Annotated in this window: 20 protein-coding genes and 2 pseudogenes; 16 read left to right on the forward strand and 6 right to left on the reverse strand. The window is 49.7% G+C overall.

Annotation, left to right across the window (positions count from 1 at the left end):
* Positions 1-395: 395 nt before the first annotated feature.
* Positions 396-626 carry a hypothetical protein gene (locus tag B7988_RS00005; RefSeq protein WP_088656373.1) on the forward strand — a complete coding sequence of 77 codons (231 nt, stop codon included), beginning with the start codon at positions 396-398 and terminating at the stop codon, positions 624-626.
* A 284-nt stretch (positions 627-910) separates the two neighbouring features.
* Here B7988_RS00005 and B7988_RS00010 read toward each other — a convergent pair whose 3' ends face one another.
* Genes B7988_RS00010 through B7988_RS15350 form a run of 4 tightly spaced genes read right to left on the reverse strand, consistent with a single transcriptional unit; the run spans position 911 to position 2460 of the window.
* Complete coding sequence (locus B7988_RS00010; RefSeq protein WP_249268795.1) at positions 911-1420, reverse strand: TIR domain-containing protein; 510 nt, start codon at positions 1418-1420, stop codon at positions 911-913.
* Positions 1407-1850, reverse strand: coding sequence for a hypothetical protein (locus B7988_RS14785; protein WP_141225500.1), 444 nt, complete (start codon positions 1848-1850; stop codon positions 1407-1409). The genes B7988_RS00010 and B7988_RS14785 overlap by 14 nt, the downstream gene beginning before the upstream one ends.
* 6 nt (positions 1851-1856) lie before the next feature.
* Positions 1857-2333: a hypothetical protein gene (locus B7988_RS00015; RefSeq protein ID WP_088656375.1), complete on the reverse strand. Its 477-nt coding sequence runs from the start codon at positions 2331-2333 to the stop codon at positions 1857-1859.
* A complete protein-coding gene (locus tag B7988_RS15350; protein WP_283160522.1) occupies positions 2326-2460 on the reverse strand; it encodes a hypothetical protein in 135 nt (44 codons plus the stop codon). Before B7988_RS15350 ends, B7988_RS00015 begins: the two co-directional genes overlap by 8 nt.
* A gap of 195 nt (positions 2461-2655) precedes the next feature.
* Here B7988_RS15350 and rhuM point away from each other — a divergent pair.
* The 6 genes and pseudogenes from rhuM to B7988_RS00050 form a co-directional block, all read left to right on the forward strand.
* Positions 2656-2889, forward strand: a pseudogene (gene rhuM / locus B7988_RS15420) (RhuM family protein); the annotation flags it as partial.
* A 114-nt stretch (positions 2890-3003) separates the two neighbouring features.
* Positions 3004-4176: an AAA family ATPase gene (locus B7988_RS00025; protein ID WP_088656377.1), complete on the forward strand. Its 1173-nt coding sequence runs from the start codon at positions 3004-3006 to the stop codon at positions 4174-4176.
* Positions 4173-4640: a hypothetical protein gene (locus B7988_RS00030; RefSeq protein ID WP_088656378.1), complete on the forward strand. Its 468-nt coding sequence runs from the start codon at positions 4173-4175 to the stop codon at positions 4638-4640. The genes B7988_RS00025 and B7988_RS00030 overlap by 4 nt, the downstream gene beginning before the upstream one ends.
* An 18-nt stretch (positions 4641-4658) precedes the next feature.
* Complete coding sequence (locus B7988_RS00035) at positions 4659-4841, forward strand: hypothetical protein (protein ID WP_088656379.1); 183 nt, start codon at positions 4659-4661, stop codon at positions 4839-4841.
* A 338-nt stretch (positions 4842-5179) separates the two neighbouring features.
* A pseudogene (locus tag B7988_RS15205) lies at positions 5180-5275 on the forward strand (integrase core domain-containing protein); the annotation flags it as partial.
* An 876-nt stretch (positions 5276-6151) separates the two neighbouring features.
* A complete protein-coding gene (locus B7988_RS00050; RefSeq protein WP_088656382.1) occupies positions 6152-6346 on the forward strand; it encodes a hypothetical protein in 195 nt (64 codons plus the stop codon).
* A gap of 286 nt (positions 6347-6632) precedes the next feature.
* On the opposite strand, the gene B7988_RS00060 is transcribed toward B7988_RS00050, so the two are convergent.
* Complete coding sequence (locus B7988_RS00060) at positions 6633-8825, reverse strand: NADP-dependent isocitrate dehydrogenase (protein ID WP_088656384.1); 2193 nt, start codon at positions 8823-8825, stop codon at positions 6633-6635.
* A 545-nt stretch (positions 8826-9370) separates the two neighbouring features.
* Between B7988_RS00060 and B7988_RS00065 the strand changes: the two genes are divergently transcribed.
* The 5 genes from B7988_RS00065 to B7988_RS00085 all read left to right on the forward strand — a co-directional run bounded on the left by B7988_RS00065 (position 9371) and on the right by B7988_RS00085 (position 17100).
* Positions 9371-10006: a hypothetical protein gene (locus B7988_RS00065; protein ID WP_088656385.1), complete on the forward strand. Its 636-nt coding sequence runs from the start codon at positions 9371-9373 to the stop codon at positions 10004-10006.
* A 397-nt stretch (positions 10007-10403) separates the two neighbouring features.
* Entirely contained in the window at positions 10404-12137 is a 1734-nt protein-coding gene (gene pelA, locus B7988_RS00070) for a pectate lyase (RefSeq protein ID WP_088656386.1), read from the forward strand.
* A gap of 301 nt (positions 12138-12438) precedes the next feature.
* Positions 12439-14550, forward strand: coding sequence for a pectinesterase family protein (locus B7988_RS00075; RefSeq protein WP_088656387.1), 2112 nt, complete (start codon positions 12439-12441; stop codon positions 14548-14550).
* Between the two features lie 151 nt (positions 14551-14701).
* A complete protein-coding gene (locus B7988_RS00080) occupies positions 14702-15637 on the forward strand; it encodes a hypothetical protein (RefSeq protein ID WP_088656388.1) in 936 nt (311 codons plus the stop codon).
* Positions 15637-17100 (forward strand): pitrilysin family protein, encoded by a 1464-nt coding sequence (locus tag B7988_RS00085; protein ID WP_088656389.1) that lies wholly within the window; start codon positions 15637-15639, stop codon positions 17098-17100. The genes B7988_RS00080 and B7988_RS00085 overlap by 1 nt, the downstream gene beginning before the upstream one ends.
* 176 nt (positions 17101-17276) lie before the next feature.
* Here B7988_RS00085 and B7988_RS00090 read toward each other — a convergent pair whose 3' ends face one another.
* A complete protein-coding gene (locus B7988_RS00090; protein WP_088656390.1) occupies positions 17277-18176 on the reverse strand; it encodes a cation diffusion facilitator family transporter in 900 nt (299 codons plus the stop codon).
* A 165-nt stretch (positions 18177-18341) separates the two neighbouring features.
* On the opposite strand from B7988_RS00090, the gene B7988_RS00095 reads away from it, so the two are divergent.
* The 4 genes from B7988_RS00095 to plsX all read left to right on the forward strand — a co-directional run bounded on the left by B7988_RS00095 (position 18342) and on the right by plsX (position 21469).
* Positions 18342-19673 carry an efflux RND transporter periplasmic adaptor subunit gene (locus B7988_RS00095; protein WP_088656391.1) on the forward strand — a complete coding sequence of 444 codons (1332 nt, stop codon included), beginning with the start codon at positions 18342-18344 and terminating at the stop codon, positions 19671-19673.
* A 70-nt stretch (positions 19674-19743) separates the two neighbouring features.
* Positions 19744-20259, forward strand: a complete 516-nt coding sequence (locus B7988_RS00100; protein WP_073056896.1) for a DUF177 domain-containing protein — start codon at positions 19744-19746, stop codon at positions 20257-20259.
* Positions 20260-20261: 2 nt separating this feature from the next.
* A complete protein-coding gene (gene rpmF / locus B7988_RS00105; RefSeq protein WP_072800982.1) occupies positions 20262-20450 on the forward strand; it encodes a 50S ribosomal protein L32 in 189 nt (62 codons plus the stop codon).
* A 35-nt stretch (positions 20451-20485) separates the two neighbouring features.
* On the forward strand, positions 20486-21469 hold the full coding sequence (gene plsX / locus B7988_RS00110) for a phosphate acyltransferase PlsX (RefSeq protein WP_073318959.1): 984 nt from the start codon (positions 20486-20488) through the stop codon (positions 21467-21469).
* The last annotated feature ends 93 nt before the right edge of the window (positions 21470-21562 follow it).

Raw genomic sequence — 21562 nt, forward strand, 5'->3', positions numbered from 1 at the left:
GGGCGGTCACTGGGAAGTCGTCAAGAAATAGCTTTTATAATCTAGGCAGTTTCAAGTCGCTAATGCAACAATTGTCATTCTTGCGATTGAGTTGGGCCTCCAGCCTCTTGCGACTATGCCGCGAGAGCCCGCCCCTGCGCAGCAGGGAATGCCCGGGGAGGATTCTCCTTTGGTCAAAGCGGATGAAGCGCTTGTTAATACATTGTTGGCAGCTGCAAACTATTGATTGCAAAATGAAGTGTTTTGTAATCATTTCTACAAAGTGCCAGTTTTTGTCATTTTGCGTCAAATCGTTTTATTAGTTTTGTATTGCACAAATTCTGCTATCGGAGGTTGACTTGTTCCGAATATTAATGTATTTTCATGCTGTTAACGCACATGTTTCGAGGTGAAAAATGGATTCCTTTGCATTAATTGAAAAGAATGCCGAAAAAGTTACGGGATTGTCCGTTTCGAAACTTCGTGAATATGGCCCGGGCAGATTCCGTGAGTATCTGGAATCGAGGAAAGGAACGCTTCGTTTTCGTTCTTTTTTCCCTGTTATCGGCCGTGGAAACGTGTTGCGTGACAGCCTAGTCTCCTCCTGCGAAATAGATTCTGAAATCGACAAGATTTTGGAGGACTAGGTGACCGAAATATGGCGGAGAATTCCGCCCACCCAACCCACCCTTTGTAGTTGTTTTATGGTGGTGGAGGCTTTGTAGCGGATTGCCGGTGAACATGCCGCTAGATTGTCTTCCCGGGCTCCGACCCGGGATCTCCTTTGATGAGTGCTAAAGAGGCATTTGGTAATTAAAAAAAATGGAATAACGCAAAATTTAGGGATGATAACAACAAACCGGAGCCGTTAGGCTCCGGTTTGTTGTTATTTCCTTGCAAGTGTGAGCGGCTAATAGATTGAGTTGCAAAGCTACTTCTTATTACTTGTGTTAGAATTTGACGGTTGTAGATTCTTAAGATTGTTGAAACTTGCGCCTGCATTTGTCGGACGAGTTTGAACCTGTATCTTAGAAAGCCCCTCAAAACTATCGTGATGAGTTATTCTAGTATTGTTATCGGCTGTCATTTTTTTTTCCTCTATTATGTGTTGTTTGATAAATAATACAATGTTTTTTTCGTTGTCATTGCTTCTAGTATTTAACGGAACGTGATAAATTGGAATGTGTCTATTAATAGCCTCTTCTACTTCTTTTTTTACCCACACTGATTGTCCTGTTGAGGGGGTTTCTAGTACGCATAGATATTGCGATGTTCTTAGTTCAGACATTACCCGATTCTGCTTGTCTGAGGAATCATTGTTAATCAGGTCTATGAAGACGTCTAATTGAGGCGAAATGTCCTCATAGACTTTTGATAACAAATCTCTATCTATAATTGAATCTTGTAATGTGTAGCTAATGAAAACCTTATTGCGCTTCACATGATTTGCAGACAAATCGGGTGACCTCCAAAATGGTTGGAATGAACAATGATATTAAGAAAAAATAATAAATGATATGCGACCAATTAAAAAGGGATTGTAGTATAGAGGCTTTTTGAGGAAGGGCCGAATCATATGGCCAAGTAGAATCAATTGTTTTAAATTTTTGACCCATTAACCATCTCAATTTCTTTTGATAAAAATAACAATAGGAATCAAGAATCCAGAATAGAAAAGCAATCCCGAAAATACATGATGCAAGATGCGACGCTGACAAAAAAAATTTTTTTTCTAGTGCGATAGGAATGATTGCGGCGATTATTGTAACGCATGCTTTTTTCATCCAGTTGGTTGAATTAGAAAAGTGGTTTGTCGCGCGTTCTAATTGATCGATTTCTTTCAATATGATGGTTTGTTTTGTTTCGTTCATAAGTGTCTACTTACAAAAAGGTGGTAAAACATGGTATGCTACATTGCAGATGTATATCAATGCGAAGACTATTCCCAAAACGAATGTTATCCATGAAAATTTGTCAAAATGTCCTATTGAAGGGGATTCTTTCCCATTGATAATGTTTTCGATTAGCGTGGCGTTTTTTTGAAAAATAACTTCCGAAATGATTATTGTTGTTAAGAAAAATAGAATTGAAACCATCATACAAAAAAAGGTTGTCCAGGAGGCGTTATCTTGATTGCTGCAAAAGCAAAAAAGAGTAATGAGAAGTCCTATTGCTCCTGATGCCAATGTGACTTTTGTTTTGTCATGTTCTAAATTTGTTTGAAACCATGCACCTACGGATTGCTCATAAAAAGCTAGTTCTTTTGAATCGACCTGTTTCGTTTCGTCAGGTGGGCAGTTTGGCTCAGGTAAATGGGAAATCTCGAAAAATTTAAATTTCCAGTTTTTAAGCATTTTTTGAGCGTCCTTTGAATTCTTTTGATATTTCTTCTAAATTTGGCTTGTTTGTCTCATTTGTTTTGGGCTTGGGTTGCTGGAGATTGCCTATCTTATCAAAACTTTCGTCTATCCTTTTTGCCATATTCTTGCTCCTTTGGGATTATTGTCTATTCCTGACATAAATATAATCAAAAATATTCTAGATTATATTAATTGGTTGGGAAAAACGACTTTTTGAGGGGTACGATTCGGTTGCGTTGTGGATTATCAAAAAAAGTGCGAAAATACTTGACAGAGCCTGAATGTTGGTTTTGGAAATGTGCTGCTTTATCAGACGGCCAATCTTTTCCAAAGGAACAAGTCTACAATTTCTAGACACATAAAGGGAATTCTGGATTCCGGCGAACTCGTTGCAGATTCAGTTGTTGCATTTTTTGCAACAACTGCCGCAGATGGGAAAGTTTACAATGTAGCCTACTATAATCTAGACATGATTATCAGCGTAGGCTATCGCGTAAACTCCCACAGGGGTGTACAATTTCGCATTTGGGCTACCAATGTTCTGCGAGAATGCCTCCGGGAAAAAGGCGGAATTCTGCGGATTTTGCCAGCTATTTGATTTTCTTGAACGACTTTGCAGTATTTTTTTCAAAAAATTTGCTATTTTCCAAAGACAGGTTGTAAAATGTCAAAGCTGTCAATAAAAAATTTTGGACCTATCAAGTCAGTTTCATTAGACTTCAAAAGGATCAATGTTCTCATTGGCCCCCAGAGTTCCGGTAAAAGTACGATTTTAAAAATCGCAAGCTTTTGCAATTGGCTAGAAAAGAATATTCAATTGACTCAGAATCCGAGTGAATGGTTTGATTCGAAGGTTATCAGAGATCAGCTTATCACATTTCACAAGCTAGACGGTTATGCATCTGCTGGATCTGAAATCCTATTTAAGACAGAGACTCTACAGCTTGCGGTCAAGTTCCTAGAGAATAATAATATTGATGTAAATTTCAAATGGGGCAAGAAACGTTGGGACTATAAACGAACAAAGAACGCCTACATTCCTGCAGAGAGAAACATTGTTGCCTCTATTCCCAACTGGCTGGACATCAATTTCGATAGATTCAACAATGTCCGCAACTACATGGCGGAATGGGATGTCGCTCGCAGAAAGTTCGACAAGATGCATAAGCTCGACATCCTGGACACGGGTGTGTCGTATTTTTATGATGAATCTAGCAATTCTGACTTTATTTCCTTAAATAAGCGTACGCTTAATTTTTCGAACGCTTCTAGCGGACTTCAATCTGTAATTCCCCAATATGCACTTTTGTCTTATTTGTTTGATTACTCTCTTTTGTTCGAACAGACGAGTCTACGAAGGGTGCTTACAGAGTCGAAACTCCGAGATCTCATCGAGCAAAATCCGAAATTACAAAAAAGGGGCATTGGCGATTATTATCTGAGCAACTGCGGCGTGAAAGTTTTTCTTGAAGAACCCGAACAGAATCTTTTCCCGCAGACCCAATATGCTCTTGTTAAATGGTTGGCTCGCAAATTGAACGGCAATCCTTGCAACTCATTGTTTTTGAGTACTCACAGTCCGTACATTTTGTCGTCCATGAATAATTTAATCCAGGCCAAGGAATCGGCGACCAAGGATGCAGGAGCTTCCGCTCGTGTAAAAAAAATCGTTGGACAATCTGATTTTATGAATTTTGATGAAATCAGTGTTTACGGCATAAACAATGGTCGTGTCAAGAGCCTTTTGGACGAAGAAAACCGCTTGATTGCTCAATCTTTCTTAGACTCCGTTTCCATTGATATTTCAAAAGAATTTAGCGACTTGATAGATGTATGAAAAATAATCCTAAAGAAAACTTAGATGAGTGGACCAAGGGGCTTCCTGATTCTTCGTACACCACAACAAGTGAATCTAACATTAAGTTCGAAGAAAATAAAAGCAAAATCACGTTTTCTAACGAGTCTAAAAAGAAGTGTTTAAAGGTTGACGTTGATGGTGGTGTTTACCCTAAAGGCGGAAAAAAACTGAGATGCGACAAGTTGCTTGTTGAAAAAGAAAAGTTGCGCTTTTACTTTGTAGAGTTAAAGGGCCGTCATATAGAGCATGCTGTTGAACAACTGGCCAGTTCCGTCAGAGATCCAAAACTCAATCCGGATTGTTCTCAAGACAAGTTTGCTTTTGCTGTCGGGAGAAATAATGTTCCAAAGATATCCACACAAATTCAGGGGTGGATAAAAAATTTCAAGAGATCTGGCGTCACATTGAAAATAGAAGATACTCCCGCCAAGTATGACTTGTAAATTAATTGAGGGTTGACCATGCGAGTGATTTCTAAGGAATTTAGGCAGATGTTGAAAGAGTGCTATGCGCTCGCCCTGTTTTCGAAATCTCGCAGGCCTGATTATTCCAAGTTGGATAAGGAAGTCGAGCAGTTTGAGAAGTGGATTGCCGATGAGCATGCAAAAGACCGCCGTCTGCTGCTAGAGGCGTCTAGTAAATAGCTTCTTATAAGCTCAAGTACGACGAAGGCTGCATCTTCATTTGCCAAGTTATCTAGGGCCGAAAGGCCTTTTCTATGGCGCGGGATTCCGCCCGCCCAACCCACCCCTTTAAGGCTGATGATCGCACAGTGCGTTATAATGCGGCTTTAGTGTAAGCTTCCCCATAATTAGGACTGTTCATAACTAGACAAATGGCAATTCTGCCAGCGTCAAAATGCTACCTTTGGTAGCAAAGGAACAGCCATGAAAAAACTCTAGAGCCGAATGTCGCATTGGCCATGCTTGCATGAGCCAATATGACTGAGGCGAATTGGCGATTCATTTCGCATGAATTTCAAGATTGGTGCGATGGAAACGGAATCAAAATTTTGTACACGCAGCCCGGGTGTCCGACACAGAACAGCTATATCGAACGGTTTAACGGATCGTACCGAAGATCGGTTGATGAAAACTGGGTGATTTTGTATACTTTAAACCTGTCCTAAAAATGGGTAGCTGACAATTATGGGGAAGCTTACAGAGGTATTCAGAAAATCAAGGCTGGATTTGAAAACGCCGGTCTTGTTGCACCGTCGATCCAGGCGACTATGGGTGGCATGATGGTCAGCATTTTGAGGCGGGAAAACCCGTATGTAAATCCGCATGTAAATCCGTATGAAAATGCGTCTGGGCTTGATGCGCGAATTATATCAGAAATTCAAAGCAATGCAAGAATAACTATCCAAGCGTTAGCGGAAATATGCGGAAAGAATCGCGATACGATAAGGGTTCATCTCAGAATATGCAACAAAAGGGTCTTGTCAAGCGTGTTGGCCCCGACAAGGGCGGTCACTGGGAAGTCGTCAAGAAATAGCTTTTATAATCTAGGCAGTTTCAAGTCGCTAATGCAACAATTGCCTTTCTTGCGATTAAGTTGGGCCTCCAGCCGCTTGCAATAGAGCATCTTTTTTCCCGCTTTCTGCGTTAGGCCTCCAGCCACTTGGCAACTTTATACGACACTTGGACATTTATGTCCTTAGTGGAGTTATCCTCTTTGGGGAGTTGCCTTAGTGGCTATGGTCCCCTTTAGGGGAGATCGAAGCCCGAAGGGCCGCTGGTGTCCTGCGCTCGGCCCTCTAGGTGGAAAAATTGCGGAGTGATGCCGCAATTTTATGCCGCGAGAGCCCGCCCCTGCGCAGCAGGGAACGCCCGTTTTTTTACAAACTTTGCAATCAATAGATTGCACAATTTTTGATTTTAGTGTCTAGATTTGTATTTTGAAAAGTGCAATTTGCAAAATTCAAGGCAAAAATGTATATTAGGAGTTAATTATGGCCTTAGCGATTAGCAACATACCGATCTTGACGGGTGCGGCTGCGGCGTCTTTCGTAGAGAATGCGAAGGCTGCCGAAGAGAACCGCGGTTCCGTCGATTTCTCCCGGCAGGCAGCTGAGTGGAGCGGTTTCGACATGCGCAATGCCGCACGTATCGCTAAGCTGAAGGCCGAAGGAAAATGGCCTTTCTAACTTCTGCGGCAGGCGTCCTTGATGCGGTCTTCGCTAATGTTCCCTTCGGCAAGATTCATCGACGACGTTGCCCGTAATGGCTGCTTGCGAAAAACCGTAGGCGGCAACGGCGAAAAGAGCGATTTTAGAAAAACTCATAATAATACCTTCCAAGGTAAATTTGCATTCAAAAGGTCTTTGGGTGAAAAAGAACTCGTGATTTCGCATGTACATAAGAAAACGGCCTTATTTCGCGAGGAAATAAGACCGAATTTCGTTTGTGGCGTGCGAATTACAGCGCGTAAAATTACAATGCGTCTATAACCGCATTGAATTCCGCTACCGGGCGCATCCACTTCTTCAGCAGATCGGCCTTCGGCAGGTAATAGCCACCGATGTCGGCGGGTTTGCCCTGCTCGGCGGCAAACGCGGCGACGATTTCGGATTCGTGGGCCATCAATGCGTCGGCGACCGGGGCGAACTTCTTGGCAAGTTCGGCGTCGTCCTTCTGGGCGGCAAGCGCCTCGGACCAGTAGAGTGCCAAGTAGAAGTGTGAGCCGCGGTTGTCCAGTTCGCCGATTTTGCGGGCGGGTGTGCGGTTGAATTCGAGAATCTTGCCGTTCGCTTCGTCGAGCGTGTCGGCGAGGACCTTCGCCTTCTTGTTACCGTCCTTCAGCGCGACCTGTTCAAAAGCGGGCACCAGTGCGAAGTATTCGCCGAGGGAATCCCAGCGGAGGTAGTTTTCGGCCAGGAACTGCTGCACCTGCTTGGGGGCGGATCCACCTGCACCCGTTTCGTAGAGGCCACCGCCCGCCATGAGCGGCACGATGGAAAGCATCTTTGCAGAGGTTCCGACTTCAAGAATCGGGAAGAGGTCGGTGAGGTAGTCGCGCATCACGTTGCCCGTGACGCCGATGGTATCGAGACCGGCCTTCGCGCGCTTCATGGTTTCGACAATCGCCTTGCGCGGGCTCATAATCTTGATGTCGAGACCGTTCAAGTCGTGTTCCGGCAAGTAGGCTTCCACCTTCTTCTGGATTTCGCGGTCGTGGGCGCGTTCCGGGTCGAGCCAGAAAATCGCGGGCGTGTTGCTGAGGCGAGCGCGCGTCACAGCGAGTTTCACCCAGTCGCGCACCGGAGCATCCTTCGCCTGGCACATGCGGAAAATGTCGCCCGCTTCTACATTCTGCTGCAAAAGCACTTCGCCCTTGCTGTTCACGGCACGAATGACGCCCTTGCTCTTTGCGACAAAGGTTTTGTCGTGGCTGCCGTATTCTTCGGCGCCCTGAGCCATGAGGCCCACGTTCGGCACGGTGCCCATGGTCTTCGGGTCGAATGCGCCGTTCTGCTTGCAGAATTCAATCGTCTCGTCGTAAATACCGGCGTAGCAGCGGTCCGGAATGCAGGCGATCGTCTCTTGCAGCTTGCCTTCTTTGTTCCACATGCAGCCGGAATTACGGATCATCGCAGGCATCGAGGCGTCGATAATCACGTCGCTCGGCACATGCAGATTTGTAACGCCCTTGGCAGAATCGACCATGGCGAGATCCGGACCCGCAGCGAGTGCGGCGTCAATGGCGGCCTTGACTTCAGCTTCCTTGGCGTTGCCTTCGAGGCGCTTGTACAAATCGCCGAGGCCGTTGTTGGCATCGATGCCGAGTTCCTTGAACAAGTCGGCGTACTTCGTGAATACATCCTTGAAGAACACGCGCACGAACGCACCGAACAGCACCGGGTCAGAGACCTTCATCATGGTAGCCTTCAGGTGCACCGAGAACAGCAGGCCCTTCGCCTTCGCTTCGGCCATGGTAGCGGCGATGAACTTTTCGAGCGACGCCATGCGCATGACGGTCGCATCGATGATTTCACCCTTCAGGAGCGGCTTTGCAGCGCGGAGTTCCGTGACTTCGCCTGCTTCATTGACAAATTCAATCTTGAACGTGTCGGCGTCAGCCATGGTGATGGATTTTTCGTTGCCGTAAAAGTCGTCCGCATCCATGCTTGCCACGTGAGTCTTCACGGAGGTGTTCCAGTTGCCGTTGCTGTGCGGGTTGTTGCGGGCAAAGTTCTTCACTGCCTTGGGGGCGCGACGGTCAGAGTTGCCCTGGCGAAGCACCGGGTTCACGGCAGAACCCTTCACCTTGTCGTACTTGGCACGAATTGCCTTTTCTTCGTCGTTCGCCGGAACGTCCGGATAGTCGGGCACGTCAAAGCCGTTCTTCTGGAGTTCGGCGATGGCGGCCTTGAGCTGCGGCACAGAAGCCGAAATGTTCGGGAGCTTGATGATATTTGCATCCGGTTCAAGCGTGAGCTTGCCGAGGAAATCCAGGTCGTCGCTCGCCTTGCCGAAAGCGGCCAGAATGCGGCCCGGCAGCGAGATGTTCTTGGTTTCTACATCGATATCGGCGGCCTTTGCAAAACCGCGCACGATGGGGAGCAGGGATTGAGTCGCCAGGAACGGCGACTCGTCTGTGAGGGTATAGTAAATTTTGGTATTCATACGGGGGTAAAGATAGAAAAATTATTTATGGCATTCCTCTTTCGCTGTCATGCCGGGCTTAGACCCGGCACCTCCTTTAATACATGAAAAGGGGAGAAGTCTCTCCCTCGCTACAGCCTAGCCTGTGTCATCCTGAGCTTGTCGAAGGATCTAGGCAAGGCTTCCGCTACCCTCTCTAACGGGCACTCAATCGCCGTGCCCGTAACGCCTAGGCTTTGGATTGTCCGCAGCTCCAGAGATAAGCTCGCCTCGCTCACATGGATTCGGCCTTCGGCCTCTAATGTTCGCTCACCGACTTATCTTCTTCCGCCTCGCAAGATTTCTGTGAGGTGATCAAGATGGCTACATTTTTTATGAGATAACTTGTTTTTTATATGAGTGATGCGCATCTAGTTGCCATTAATGTATATTTTTATTAATATGATGCGTTAGAACTGTTCACCTGTTTTGATGTAGATGATTTTGGAGAACATTTCTAAAGCGTACCTCTACTATTCAAAAAAGTTGAAATTTGATTTTCTAAAAATTCAAAGGAGGTTGGCGTTATGAAGCCAATTTTAAAAACAATAGATTTGTTAATGATACTAGGTTGTGTATTGGGAGTATTGATTTCCTTTTATTATGTTGAACGCCTTTCGCATGTGTATGAAATGCTAAAATACATATGGATTATTTTGTTGCTGGAGGCTTTTTTTGTTGCTTTAACCGGACGAGGACTTTGGTTAGTCATAAAAGAATATAAGAAAGGTTGTGCTGCGGAAGATGATTCGACAGGCAAATTAGATGATGATATTTATTGTTCTGGTAAAGTAGAAATAAAGAAAAAATCCCTTGTACGAAAAATTGTTGATGCAATGATTTATGTAGTGGATTGTATAGCTTATATTGTCGTTGGTTTTGAGTACCTTGGCTTTTTGTTTCTCCCTTTGGGAGTGTTTTTTTGGTTGTCTAAAGAAAATCACGTTGTTCAACTTGAAAATATGGAGCCGATAAGTCTAGATTCCATTGTGTTTGCAATCGTTGCCTTTGTTCTCCTGCTTTTATCAGGTTTGTATATGATTTTTGAGCGTGCGATGAGACAATACTCTCTTGATTTGAAAAAGGATATAAAGCTTTTAACTGATAATTGCGAAAAAATGGCTGCCGAAATAAAAAGCTTAAAAGAAAATTCGTTAAAATAGCGATAATCATCTAGAAAAAAACTCGTTCTTCTGAATCGCGAAAAACGGGGTTTTAGGGGTGGAGCCCCTAGGCGTGAGGGTGCTGGAAGACCCGGCTAGATCCTTCGACTTCGGCACGGCGTGCCTCCGTTCAGGATGACAGAGCCGGGGCTGCAAGCAGGGAGAGACTTCTCCCTTCTATAAATCCTTTCCCTGACGCACCGAATTGTAGACATCAATTCGTGTAAATTTTTATCACTATTTTGCACAAAAACCTTCATTTTTGTACAAATGTGGACTAAAATACACGAAAAAGTTGCCCGCAGACTACGAAAAATTGCTTTTATTTGACCGCAATTTCTATAAATAAGGTAGATTTAAAACGAATGTGCGGGTGTGCCCGCAAAATGAGGATGCTATGAGTGTTTGGAAAAGGTCTACGCCGGTAATGGGCGTGTTCGGTTTGGCGTTTGCGGTGTCGTCGTATGCGGCGGATTATGTTCCCCCTTCGACGGCGGTTTCGAAGGTTAACAGCTACCGCGGCTATTCGGAGCTTACCACGGCTGCGTCTGGCATGGACATTGACCAGTACACCTACAACATGACCACGTGGCAAATTGGCAACGGCGGTTTTTACAAGGCCATGGCCGACAAGTACAAGAGTGCCTATTCCGGCGGGCAAAAATCGGAATGGCGAGCTAAAGATGGCGGCGACCTCGGCACTATCGACAACAATGCAACCATCCAAGAAATGCGTTTATTGGCTCTCCGGTATAAGGAGACAACGAATTCCAACTACAAGGCTGCTTTTAAGACAAGCTTTAACAAGGCTCTGAACTTTATTCTCACCATGCAACGCTCCACGGGCGGGCTTCCGCAGGTGTGGCCCAAGCGCGGTAACTACAGCGACCACGTGACGCTCAACGACAATGCCATGGTGCGCGCTATGGTCACGATGATGGATATCGCTAACAAGACTTCGCCTTTTGATTCCGATATCATTGACGATGCGACACGAAGCAAGATGAAGTCTGCACTCGACAAGGCAATTCAATACTTGCTCAAGGCGCAGATTGTGAACAATGGAAATTTGACGGTTTGGTGCGCCCAGCATGATACCGCAAATTATGCACCGCGCCCGGCCCGCGCCTATGAACTGGAATCTAAGTCGGGGAGCGAATCTGCCGGCGTTGTGTGGTTCCTGATGAATTGGCCCGAACAGACCGAAGCAATCCAGAAGGCGGTCAAGGGGGCTATTGCTTGGTACAAGAAGACTAAGGTTACGGGGCTTTACTTTAACAAGAAAGCGGGTACATTTGACAAGCGCGATGGTAATGTTTTGTGGTATCGCTTTTACGAAGTGAACAACGACAACTATTTCTTCTGCGACCGCGACGGGGCTAGCACCAAGACGCAGGACTTTACCAAAATTAGCGAAGAACGTCGCACGGGTTACCAGTGGGCGGGCGACTACGGCAGTGCGCTTCTCTCGACGGAAGCCGCTTATTTAGAAGCGCTTGAAAAGATGTCTGGCACCTACGTTCCGCCTCCGCCGCCGGCAGTACTTTGCGGGAGCGATACCTGCAAGACATTCATCGATGGCGTGAACTTTGTAGACATCAAGGGCGCTAAAGAAGTGACCAACACGGGCTTTGTGGGCGAGGGCTACGCCAATGTAGACAACGAAACGGGTAGCTACGTAACTTACGGCGTGACCGCTGCGAAGGCGGGCGAATACGATTTGACAATCCGCTTTGCAAATGGTGGCTCGGGCGCTCGCGGCTACGACATATACGTGGGCGATGTGCTTGTTGTTCAAGGCGTGAGCATGGGCTCTACGGGTGGCTGGACCACTTGGGAGGCACAAACCATTAAGGTGCCGTTCGAAAAGGGCTACAGCGAACTCAAGTTTGTGAGCACCTCGAAAGACGGCATGGCAAACATCGATTACGTTGGCTGGATGAGCGCTGACCTGTACGCCGGCGAAAAGGATATCGGTGGATCGACCGTGATCGGGGACCGCGCCGTGCAAGCTGTTCCGGCAAATGCTGCCGCCCGCTACTATGTAGACTTTGGTAGCCGCGACAACGCCGCCGGCGTTTACCTGAAAAAAGCAAACGGCAAGATTTTCCGCATAAACGGAGCGAGGTGACGAACGTCTTAGTGTGAATGTCTTCCTGGCTTGCCAATATCCACTTGCAGATTCGCTGCATAGTGGATATGGTCCTCGGGACGGGGAAGCCGGGATCTCCTCTAGCAGCCTACAAGAAAAGAATCTTGGAAAGCCGTAAAAGGAGGTGCCACCTTGGTGGCCATGCGCACTAAGCACTTCCCCAAAGAGGATAACTCTACTATGGCAACAAGTTGCCAAGTATCGTATAAAAGTGTTAAGTGCTGTCCGCCCGGGTCAAGCCCGGCATGACAGTGGGAGAGGAACGAAGAAAAGGAATTTTATGAATACGAATACTTGTAAATTTCTTCTGGTAACGACGCTTGCTTTTGCGGTAAGTGCCTCCGCAGTCGAGAAAAAGAAAATCGATTTCGTGGTCGGTGTCGATGGCGACTTTAAGGCGGCTGTTGCGGCAGCGGGCAAGTCGGGAGCATCTGCCAGCAACCGCTTCGTCATTTTTGTTCCCGATGGCGAATACGATATCACCAAGCTTACGGGCGACAGCCACGGAAAATCGACTGTGAGCGCGTCGTACCTCTCGATTATCGGGCAGAGCCTTGAAAAGACAATCATCGCGAACAAGACCGATACCGAGGGCATCAGCCTTACGGCGACAATATACTTCCCGAAGAACAACGAAATGTACATGCAGGATATCACCCTGCAGAACAAGGGCACCTATAACTCTGGCAATGCGGCGCGTCAGGTGGCGTTGCAGCAGAACGAAGGCGACAAGTTTATCTACAAGAACGTGCGCCTTTTAAGCGGCCAAGATACCTATTACACCAAGAAAGGCCGCACTTACTGGGAAGGTGGCGAAATTGACGGAACGGTCGACTTTATTTGCGGTGGCGGCGATGTGTTCTTCGAGGGCACCAAACTCGTGATGACGCGCAACGGCGGGTACATTACCGCATCGCAAAATCCGGGAGACTGGGGCTACGTCTTCAACAACGCGACCATTACCGTGAGCAACAACAGTTTCAACGGTACATTCTATCTCGGGCGTTCCTGGGGGCACGCGAAGACGGTCTTCCTGAACACGAAAATGATTGCGCAGCCCAAGGGCGAAGGCTGGGGCCCCGACATGAATTCGGCTCCGCAGGTCTTTGGCGAATACAACAGCAAGGACGGTAACGGCAATGCGGTGAACACGAGCCAGCGCAAGACCTATTTCAACGGCGGCAAGGACGGTTCGACGGCGACTACGCTCAAGACGGTGTGGAACGCAAGCGATGCTGCCAAGTACACGCTCCAGAACGTACTCAAGGGTAGCGACAACTGGGATCCGACCAAGTTGACGGCGCAGGTTTCCGCCCCGAAAATCACGCAGGAAGGCGCCGAAATCGTATGGGCCGACGACAATAATGCCCGCTGCTGGGTGGTGTTCGTAAACGGCAAGTACAAGGCGAATGTAGTCGCTCCGAGTTTTTCGCTCGAGGGTGTTGTCACGGGTTCCAAGATTACAGTGCGTGCTGCAAACAGCATGGGTGGCCTCGGCGCGTACTCCAACGAAGTCGCAACAGTCGACGCGAATGTGACTTACTACAAAGTAACGCTTGGCGATGCGATCGGCGGCAAGGTGACGACAAACCTTTCGGGCGACAAGGTGGCCGAGGGCAAGACGGCGACCTTTACCGCAGTCCCGAATGCGGGCTGGGAATTCGCAAGCTGGAGCGGCAAGAGCGCGAGCCAGATTGATGCGGGCAAGGCTGCGGTTGAAATCGTCGCGACGGGCGATATCGAACTCATTCCGAGTTTTACCGCCAAGGGAACGACCGTGTTCCAGGCGGAAGACGGTATCATTACGAACGCCGCAGCCGAAAGCAACAATGCGGGCTTTAACGGAAGTGCCTTCGTGAATTTTGCAGCCGGCGACTTGAGCATGATTCAAGTGCCCGTATACGCTGAAGTCGCGGGCGAGTACGAAGTTATGGTGCGCTACGCCAACGGTAGCGACAATGCACGTAGCCTGGCGGCCGCGGCCCCGGGCGTGTGCACCGTCGGCATTGACGGCTGCAAGAGTGCCGAGTCGCTGTCCTTTGCGGCAACCACGAATTGGACGACCTGGGAAACGCTTTCGTTCAAGGCGAAACTCGCCGAGGGCGCAGGCTACATGACGTTTGCGACCATAGGCGGTAGCGATGGCCCGAACCTGGACCAGGTGGAACTCAAGCTGCTCAAGGCCGATGCGACGACTGCAATTCGCGGGCTTGCAACGCCGAGCCAGTCGCTCACTCCGACAACTCGCGTGCGCCTGTTTACCTTGACGGGACAACTGATTCGCGAATCCGTGGGGCCAAGCGTAAGCACCGAAAATCTGGCGCCGGGCATGTACTTGCTGCAGCGCGGCAACGGCTCCCTACTCCGCCAGCAAATCATCCGCGTGAAATAGTTTGCAGAAAAAGACGATGTATAATGTGTGATGTGTAATGAGTAATTTCACATCTCACATCTCACATCTCACCCCCCACACCCCACGCCTCACACCCCACACCCCACACCCCACACTCCACACTGTCTACTTTTACTATATTGCTCCCAGTATGTTAGGTATTGAGCAGAAAAAAGGAAACGACGACAACCTGTGCGGGCGTATGATTGCCTACGCCAAGATTTTGCCGAACCCCGACGAACGCGATAGCGGCACACCGTTCGATGACATGATCAAGAACGGGCTCTTGGCGCTCGAAGGCGATTTCCGCATGTTCTCGCCGCGCGTACCTAGCAAGAAGGCGATTGACCGTGCTGTCGATGACAAGCTGAACGACATGCTGGAATCGATGCAGGCCGATGGCGTGGAACTCCCGCCCGATATGGATGTAGAGCAGATGCGCGAACGCCTGCATGAACTTTCGAGCATGGAAGTCATCCCGATTCCGGCAAAGATCGGCAACTTCACCCGCGAAGAGGACATTCTCGCCGAAGACGCCGACATTTATTACATCGGAGAATTCATTGGCGCGGGGCAGGCTCACTTTTGCCTCACGACGCTCCCGATTTATTACCAGGCAAGGTTCCGCGAACAGGCCCGCAAAAAAGAGATGGACTTTTTGAACGAGGCGCTCACGCAGATCGAATCGGGCGAATTCATGGATACCGAAGACCTGCAGAACGATACTGAGGAATTGTTCCCGAAGGGGCTCACGTTGAATACCTTCGTGGGCGACTTGGGCAAGCTTTTGAACGTGCGCGTGATTCCGTTTTTGCTTGCGCTTGAAACCGATGCGCAATACGACGAACAAATCAAGTTGTTCTACGACTTTATGAAGGGCTACCCGGCGCAGGCCGACATCAAGCTGATTGACTTGGCCATTCGCGACTTGCGCAATCAGAAGGATTCTGCGCTGGCCCGCCGCATTCTGGAACTGGGTTGCAAAAAAATCGATGCCATCTACAACGAAGATACACAGAAGGCAAACGAAATCGCAGAAGAAATTGTCAAGTTCGCTAAAGAAAAAAATAGCGGGGAGCTGCCGTAATGAATTGGCTCAATAAAATTTCGTGTGGTGTGGCGCTGGCCGCTGCCTTGTTTACGCAGCCTTTTGCACAGGTGAACTTGGTGGTTCACAAAGAAGTCTTGCCGAACGGGCTCACGGTGCTTTTGCACCCGAACAAGCAGGCTCCTACGGTGAGCTGTCGCCTGTTCTATGTGACGGGTTCCGTGCACGAGGTTCCGGGCAAGTCAGGCCTGGCACACATTCTGGAACATGAACTCTTTAAGGGCACCAAGAAGGTGGGCATTACCGACAGCATTGCCGACGCCAAGTTCATGGCGGTGCAAGATAGCCTGCAGGCTCTCATCCGTCCGGCAATTTTGGCGGGCGATACCGCGAAGGTGAAAAAGCTCACCGCCGAACATGATTCCGTGGTGAACGAACACCGCAAGATTTTTGTGAAGGACGAACTCTGGAGCGCTTACCAGGCCGCAGGCGGCACGGGCTTGAACGCTTTCACCAGCGACCTCATGACCGCCTACATCGTGACGCTCCCGAAGAATAAAATTGAACTGTTCATGTGGCTGGAAGCCGACCGCATGCAGAACGCCGTGCTCCGCGAATTCTATTCCGAACGCATGGTTGTGCGCGAAGAACGCCGCATGCGCTACGATGATAAACCTACGGGCCGCTACTACGAAACGCTGAATTCCATGATTTACGAGGCGTTCCCGTACCGCGTGCCAACAATCGGCTGGCCAAGTGACATCATGAACTTGACGCGCGAAATGGCCGACGAACATTACCGCAAGTATTACAAGCCGCGCAACGCGATTCTCGTGCTGGCGGGTGACATCGATACCACCGCCACCATGGAAATGGTCAAGAAGTACTTTGGCCCGATTCCTACAGGCGAGGCGTTCCCGCCGCTGACGATTCGTGACCCCGAGCAGGCCGGCGAAAAGCGCCTGACCGTAAAGCGCCCGGATGCCCCGAACCTGTATACGCTCGTGTTCACGACGCCTGCCGTGGGCGACCAGATTCTGTACCCACTGGACATTGCCGAGGGCGTTTTGAATGGCCGTTCCGGCAGACTCTACAAGCGCTTGATTCAAGAAGAAAAGCTCGCCGTGAGCGTGAAGGCGTCTAATTCGCCCAACAAGTACGTGTCTGAATTCGGTGTGACGGTGAACTTGCGCCCGGATGCCGACCCCGCGAAGGTCGAAAAAATCGTGTGGGAAGAACTGGAACGCCTTAAGACCGAAACGGTGAGCGAACGCGATTTCCAGAAGGTGAAGAACCACGCCTACGCCGGCCTGGTTCGTAGCCTGACCGATATGGAAAACGTGGCCACGATGCTTGCCTGGTACGAAATGTACGGCGACTACCGCATTTTCCTCAACTGGGCGGACGAACTCAATAAGGTCTCTGCCGCCGACGTACAAGCGGCCGCGCAGAAAACCTTCGTCCGCGAAAAGAGCGTCGCCGGCTTCCTGCTAAAGAAGTAGCCCCGATTGTCTTCCCGGATGCTTCCTAATTGTCTTCCCGCACGTAGATGCGGGATCTCCCTTTACGGCTTTCCAAAGCGCTTGCAGTAAAAATGCAAGCGTTTTTTCAAACAACTAGAGGAGATGCCGGGTCAAGCCCGGCATGACATGTGCAATATCCGGGAAGACAGTATGGATTACACTTTCTTAGGATCGTACGGGTCGATGTGCACAAGCGCATCGACTACATTTTCGCCCGCCTCGATAATACGGCGCTCTACTTCTTCGGCCAGGTCGTGGGCGGCCAAGAGTGTCATGTCGGCGGGAACGACCACATGCAAATCCACGTGCAAATCGCTGCCCACGTAACGCGTGCGGAACCCGTGAATGCTAATCACGTTCGGGCAGGCGAGTGCGACTTCGCGCAACTTTTGGGCCACCTCGGCGCTCGCGCCTTCGTCGGCCACGCGGTGGATTCCCGGCCATGCAATTTCAAAGCCCGAATGCAAAATGAAAACGGAAACGATAATCGCGCCTACGGAGTCTGCAAACCAGAGTGTGGGGCAAAGAATCCCGAACAAGACCGCGATCAAAACAGGAATAGAACTGTAGGCGTCGCTCCTATGGTGCCAAGCGTTTGCTTCGACGGCCTCGCTGCGTATGGCGCGACCTTTCGCTCGCGTGTAGCGGAAAAGCGCCTCTTTCACGACAATCGAAACCGCCGCCATAATCGCCGCAATCCATTCGGGGTGCGACTGCTCGCCGTTCTTGAGTGCCACGACGGCATTGTAACCGAGGCCGAGACCCACGGCGCAAACTGCAAGCCCGATTCCGACTGAAATCAAGGTCTCGAATCGCCGGTGTCCATACGGGTGTTTCGCGTCGGGTGGCGAATTCCAGAAGCGGGCCCCTACGATAATCGCTATGTCCGTGATAAAATCAGATGCACTGTGAATGGCGTCGGCGATAAGTGCCTGTGATCCGCCAAAATAACCCGCAAAAAACTTGCCTACTGACAAGACCACGTTCCAGCCGAGCCCCACCCACGTAACGCGGCGGACCTCTGCGCTGTCATCTTTTTTTGCAATACGAGTCATAGGTAGTAGGAAGTAGACGGTAGGAAGTAGACAGTTGTTAGCGATTAATGCTGCATAATATAAAAAAATGGGGATAAACTCTTGCGAATAGGCAACCTTTTGTCGTGTGTGCGCATCTAAATACCCGAAAACGTCGGTAATACTTTTTATTTTTGGGTCTGTTGTATGAAACGATTGCTCAAATTCATCATAAAATTTATCGTGGTGCTTGCCGTATTGGCGGGTATCGGGTTTGGGGTGAAAACCTTTTTCTTTGACGCGAAGACTGAAAATGCTGCAGGTCCGCTCGTGAGCGTGAAGGTTACGCAGACTACGATTTCGACCACCATTTCGGCGACCGGTACATTGGAACCTGTCGACCAGGTGGAAGTGGGTACGCAGGTGTCGGGTGACATCGCAAAAATCAACGTAGACTTCAATTCCAAAGTCAAAAAGGGCCAGGTCATTGCCGAACTGGACAAGTCCAAGCTCAAGGCCACGCTCACGCAGGCCGAAATCGCCTACAAGTCGGCCGAAAACGATTTCAAGTTCAAGGAATCGACCTACAACCGCGTCAAGAAACTTTCCGAGAGCAATTCCGCGAGCGCCGTGGAACTTGAAACCGCCGAATACAACATGAATTCGGCAAAGCTCGCCGTAGAACGCAGCCAAAATGAAGTCAACCAGGCCCGCCTCAACTTGAGCTACGCGACCATCAAGAGCCCCATCGACGGCGTGGTTTTAAAGCGTGCGGTAGAAGTCGGCCAGACGGTGGCCGCCTCCATGAGCACTCCTACTTTGTTTGTAATCGCAAAGGACTTGAGCCAAATGAAGGTGATGGCCGATGTGGACGAAGCCGATATCGGTCAGGTCAAGCAAGGCCAGAAGGTAACCTTTACGGTCGATGCCTTCCAGAACGATACATTTAACGGAACGGTGCAAGAGGTTCGCCTGAATCCGACGACCACGAGCAACGTGGTGACTTACACCGTGGTGATTACCGCCGAGAACCCGGACCAGAAATTGCTCCCGGGCATGACGGCGACCTGCACCATCGTGACCCAAGAAATCACCGACGCCATCGCGATCCCGGTGAAGGCCCTCAAGTTTACGCCCGCCGACGGTACCCCGATGGCAGAACCGCCCAAGGGCATGCGCCCACCGCACGGCGAATCCGGCGACTCCACCTCCGGCGATTTCACCAAGGGTAATTTCCCGAAAGGCGATTTCAAGAAGGGTAACTTCCCGCCTCCTGGCAGTTTCCCCAAATCCTTCAAAAAACGCCCCGACGGCAAAAAGCCGAGCGGCAACCTCGTATGGGTAAACATCGACGGCAAGGCCGCCCCTCGCCCCGTCAAGACCGGCATCAGCGACGGCGTGAACATCCAAATTCTCAAAGGGCTTTCCGTGGGCGACTCCGTGGTCGTAAGCCAAGAAACCCTCGGCAGCACTAAGGAAAAGTCCGCTGCTAGCAGCCCGTTCATGCCCGGTCCCCCCGGCAAAAAGAAGAAAAAGTAAACGCAAACTTTAACCGGGATACTCGTCAAATATTGACTTGTATCCCTGTTTTTACTAAATTTGGGCTACTTTGAGATTAGATATCGCACAAAAACTTACTGATTCCGAAGACCGCCGGGTGGTCTGGTGCCGTACCGATGCCCCCGAAATCTTCGACGAACTGCACCTCAAGGGCGATCTGGTAGCCGAGGTGCTGGTAAGCCCCGAAGGCGAAAGCAAGTGTCTTGTGACCGGATCTATCTCCGGAGTGCAAACTCTGACCTGCTCCCGTACCTTGGAACCGTTCGACCGCCCCTTTTCGACCGAAATCGTGGCAGAAATAACGCGCACCGGGGTTTCGCAACAGGAACTCGATGAAGACGATGTAGACGTCTTTGCCTACCGAATTCCCCAGGGGCAGAACTTCGTGGACCTTTCCGAGTGCGTCCGACAGCTGGTTATTCTACAAGAACCGCAAGCGCCCGTGAAAAATCCTGACGAAGATTTTATCTTTGTAACAAACAAACCCGCCGACGAGGAGCCTCAAACCGACCCTCGTTGGGACAAACTCAAGGCTCTTAAGAGCAAAATGGAAAATAGGAGTTAAAAATGGCAGTACCTAAAAGAAAAACCTCGACCGCCCGTCGTGACAAGCGCCGCACCCACTGGAAGATGGAAGTGCCCGCTATGGCTACCTGCGATCATTGCGGTTCCGTGAAGCGCCCGCACCGTGTGTGCCCGGTTTGCGGCTACTACAATGGTGTCGAAGTGATTAACATGAAGGATGCCGAAGCCTAATTTGGCGTTGCAATTGAATTTGCAAGGAGATGTGCATGGTTAAAGTTGCTCTTGATGCTCTCGGTGGCGATTTCGCCCCGGACGTAGTGATTGAAGGTGCGGTTAACGCCGTCAACAAGAATGCCAACCTTCACGTGGTTCTGTGCGGACCGGAGGCCGAGGTCAAGGCTAAGCTCCAAAAGCTTGGCTATGCTGGCAACGGTATTTCCGTGGTCGATGCACCGGACCCTGTGGCCATGGACGAACACCCCGTACAGGTTCTCAAGACGAAGCCCCATTCTGGCTTGGTGACTTGCGTTGCCTTGCAGAAGAAGGGCATGGTAGATGCCTCCGTGAGTGCCGGTAACTCCGGCGCCATGATGGCTAGCTGCCTCATGCTCTTGGGCCGTACTACAGACAAATTCAGCCGTCCGCCTATCGGTTGCGTGATTCCGACTGCTGACCGCCCGATCATCTTGGTCGATGCCGGTGCTAACGTCGATGAACGCGCTGCTACTCTGGTGGATTTCGCCATTGCCGGTTCCGCCTTCGCCGAAACCTACTTCGGTTACGAAAACCCGAAGGTTGGTTTGTTGAATATGGGCGAAGAAGAACACAAGGGCCCGGCCGTGCTCCAGGAAGCTCACCAGCTTCTGAAGTCCGCTCCGGTAAACTTTATCGGTAACATCGAAGGCGAAACCCTTATCGAAGGTGTCGCCGACGTAGTCGTGACTTCTGGCTTTACGGGTAACGTGGTTCTGAAGATGCTCGAAGGCTTCTACGAACTGCACAAGAAGATGTTCGGTGTTATCGATACCCCGAACGGCCGCCGCTTCGACGAAATGTGGGACTACCGCATGACGGGTGGTGCTCTTCTCCTTGGCCTGAATGGTACGGGCATTATCGCTCACGGTCGTTCCGATGCTCTCGCCATCGAAAAGGCTGTCGAAGTGGCTGCCAAGTACGCCGAAAAGGGTGTGTCCAAGAATGTGAACGAACGCCTGCTCGCAATCAAGGACGATTCCTCCGAAGCAAAGTAACGCTAATTTGTGCGAAAATTTTGAACAGAGCCTGCCTCGCGCGGGCTCTGTTTTTTTTATGGGGCTGCTCGACCCCACTCCCAATCGCTTGCA

It is taken from the genome of Fibrobacter sp. UWB1, assembly GCF_002210325.1.
In the GTDB taxonomy this organism is placed as follows: domain Bacteria; phylum Fibrobacterota; class Fibrobacteria; order Fibrobacterales; family Fibrobacteraceae; genus Fibrobacter.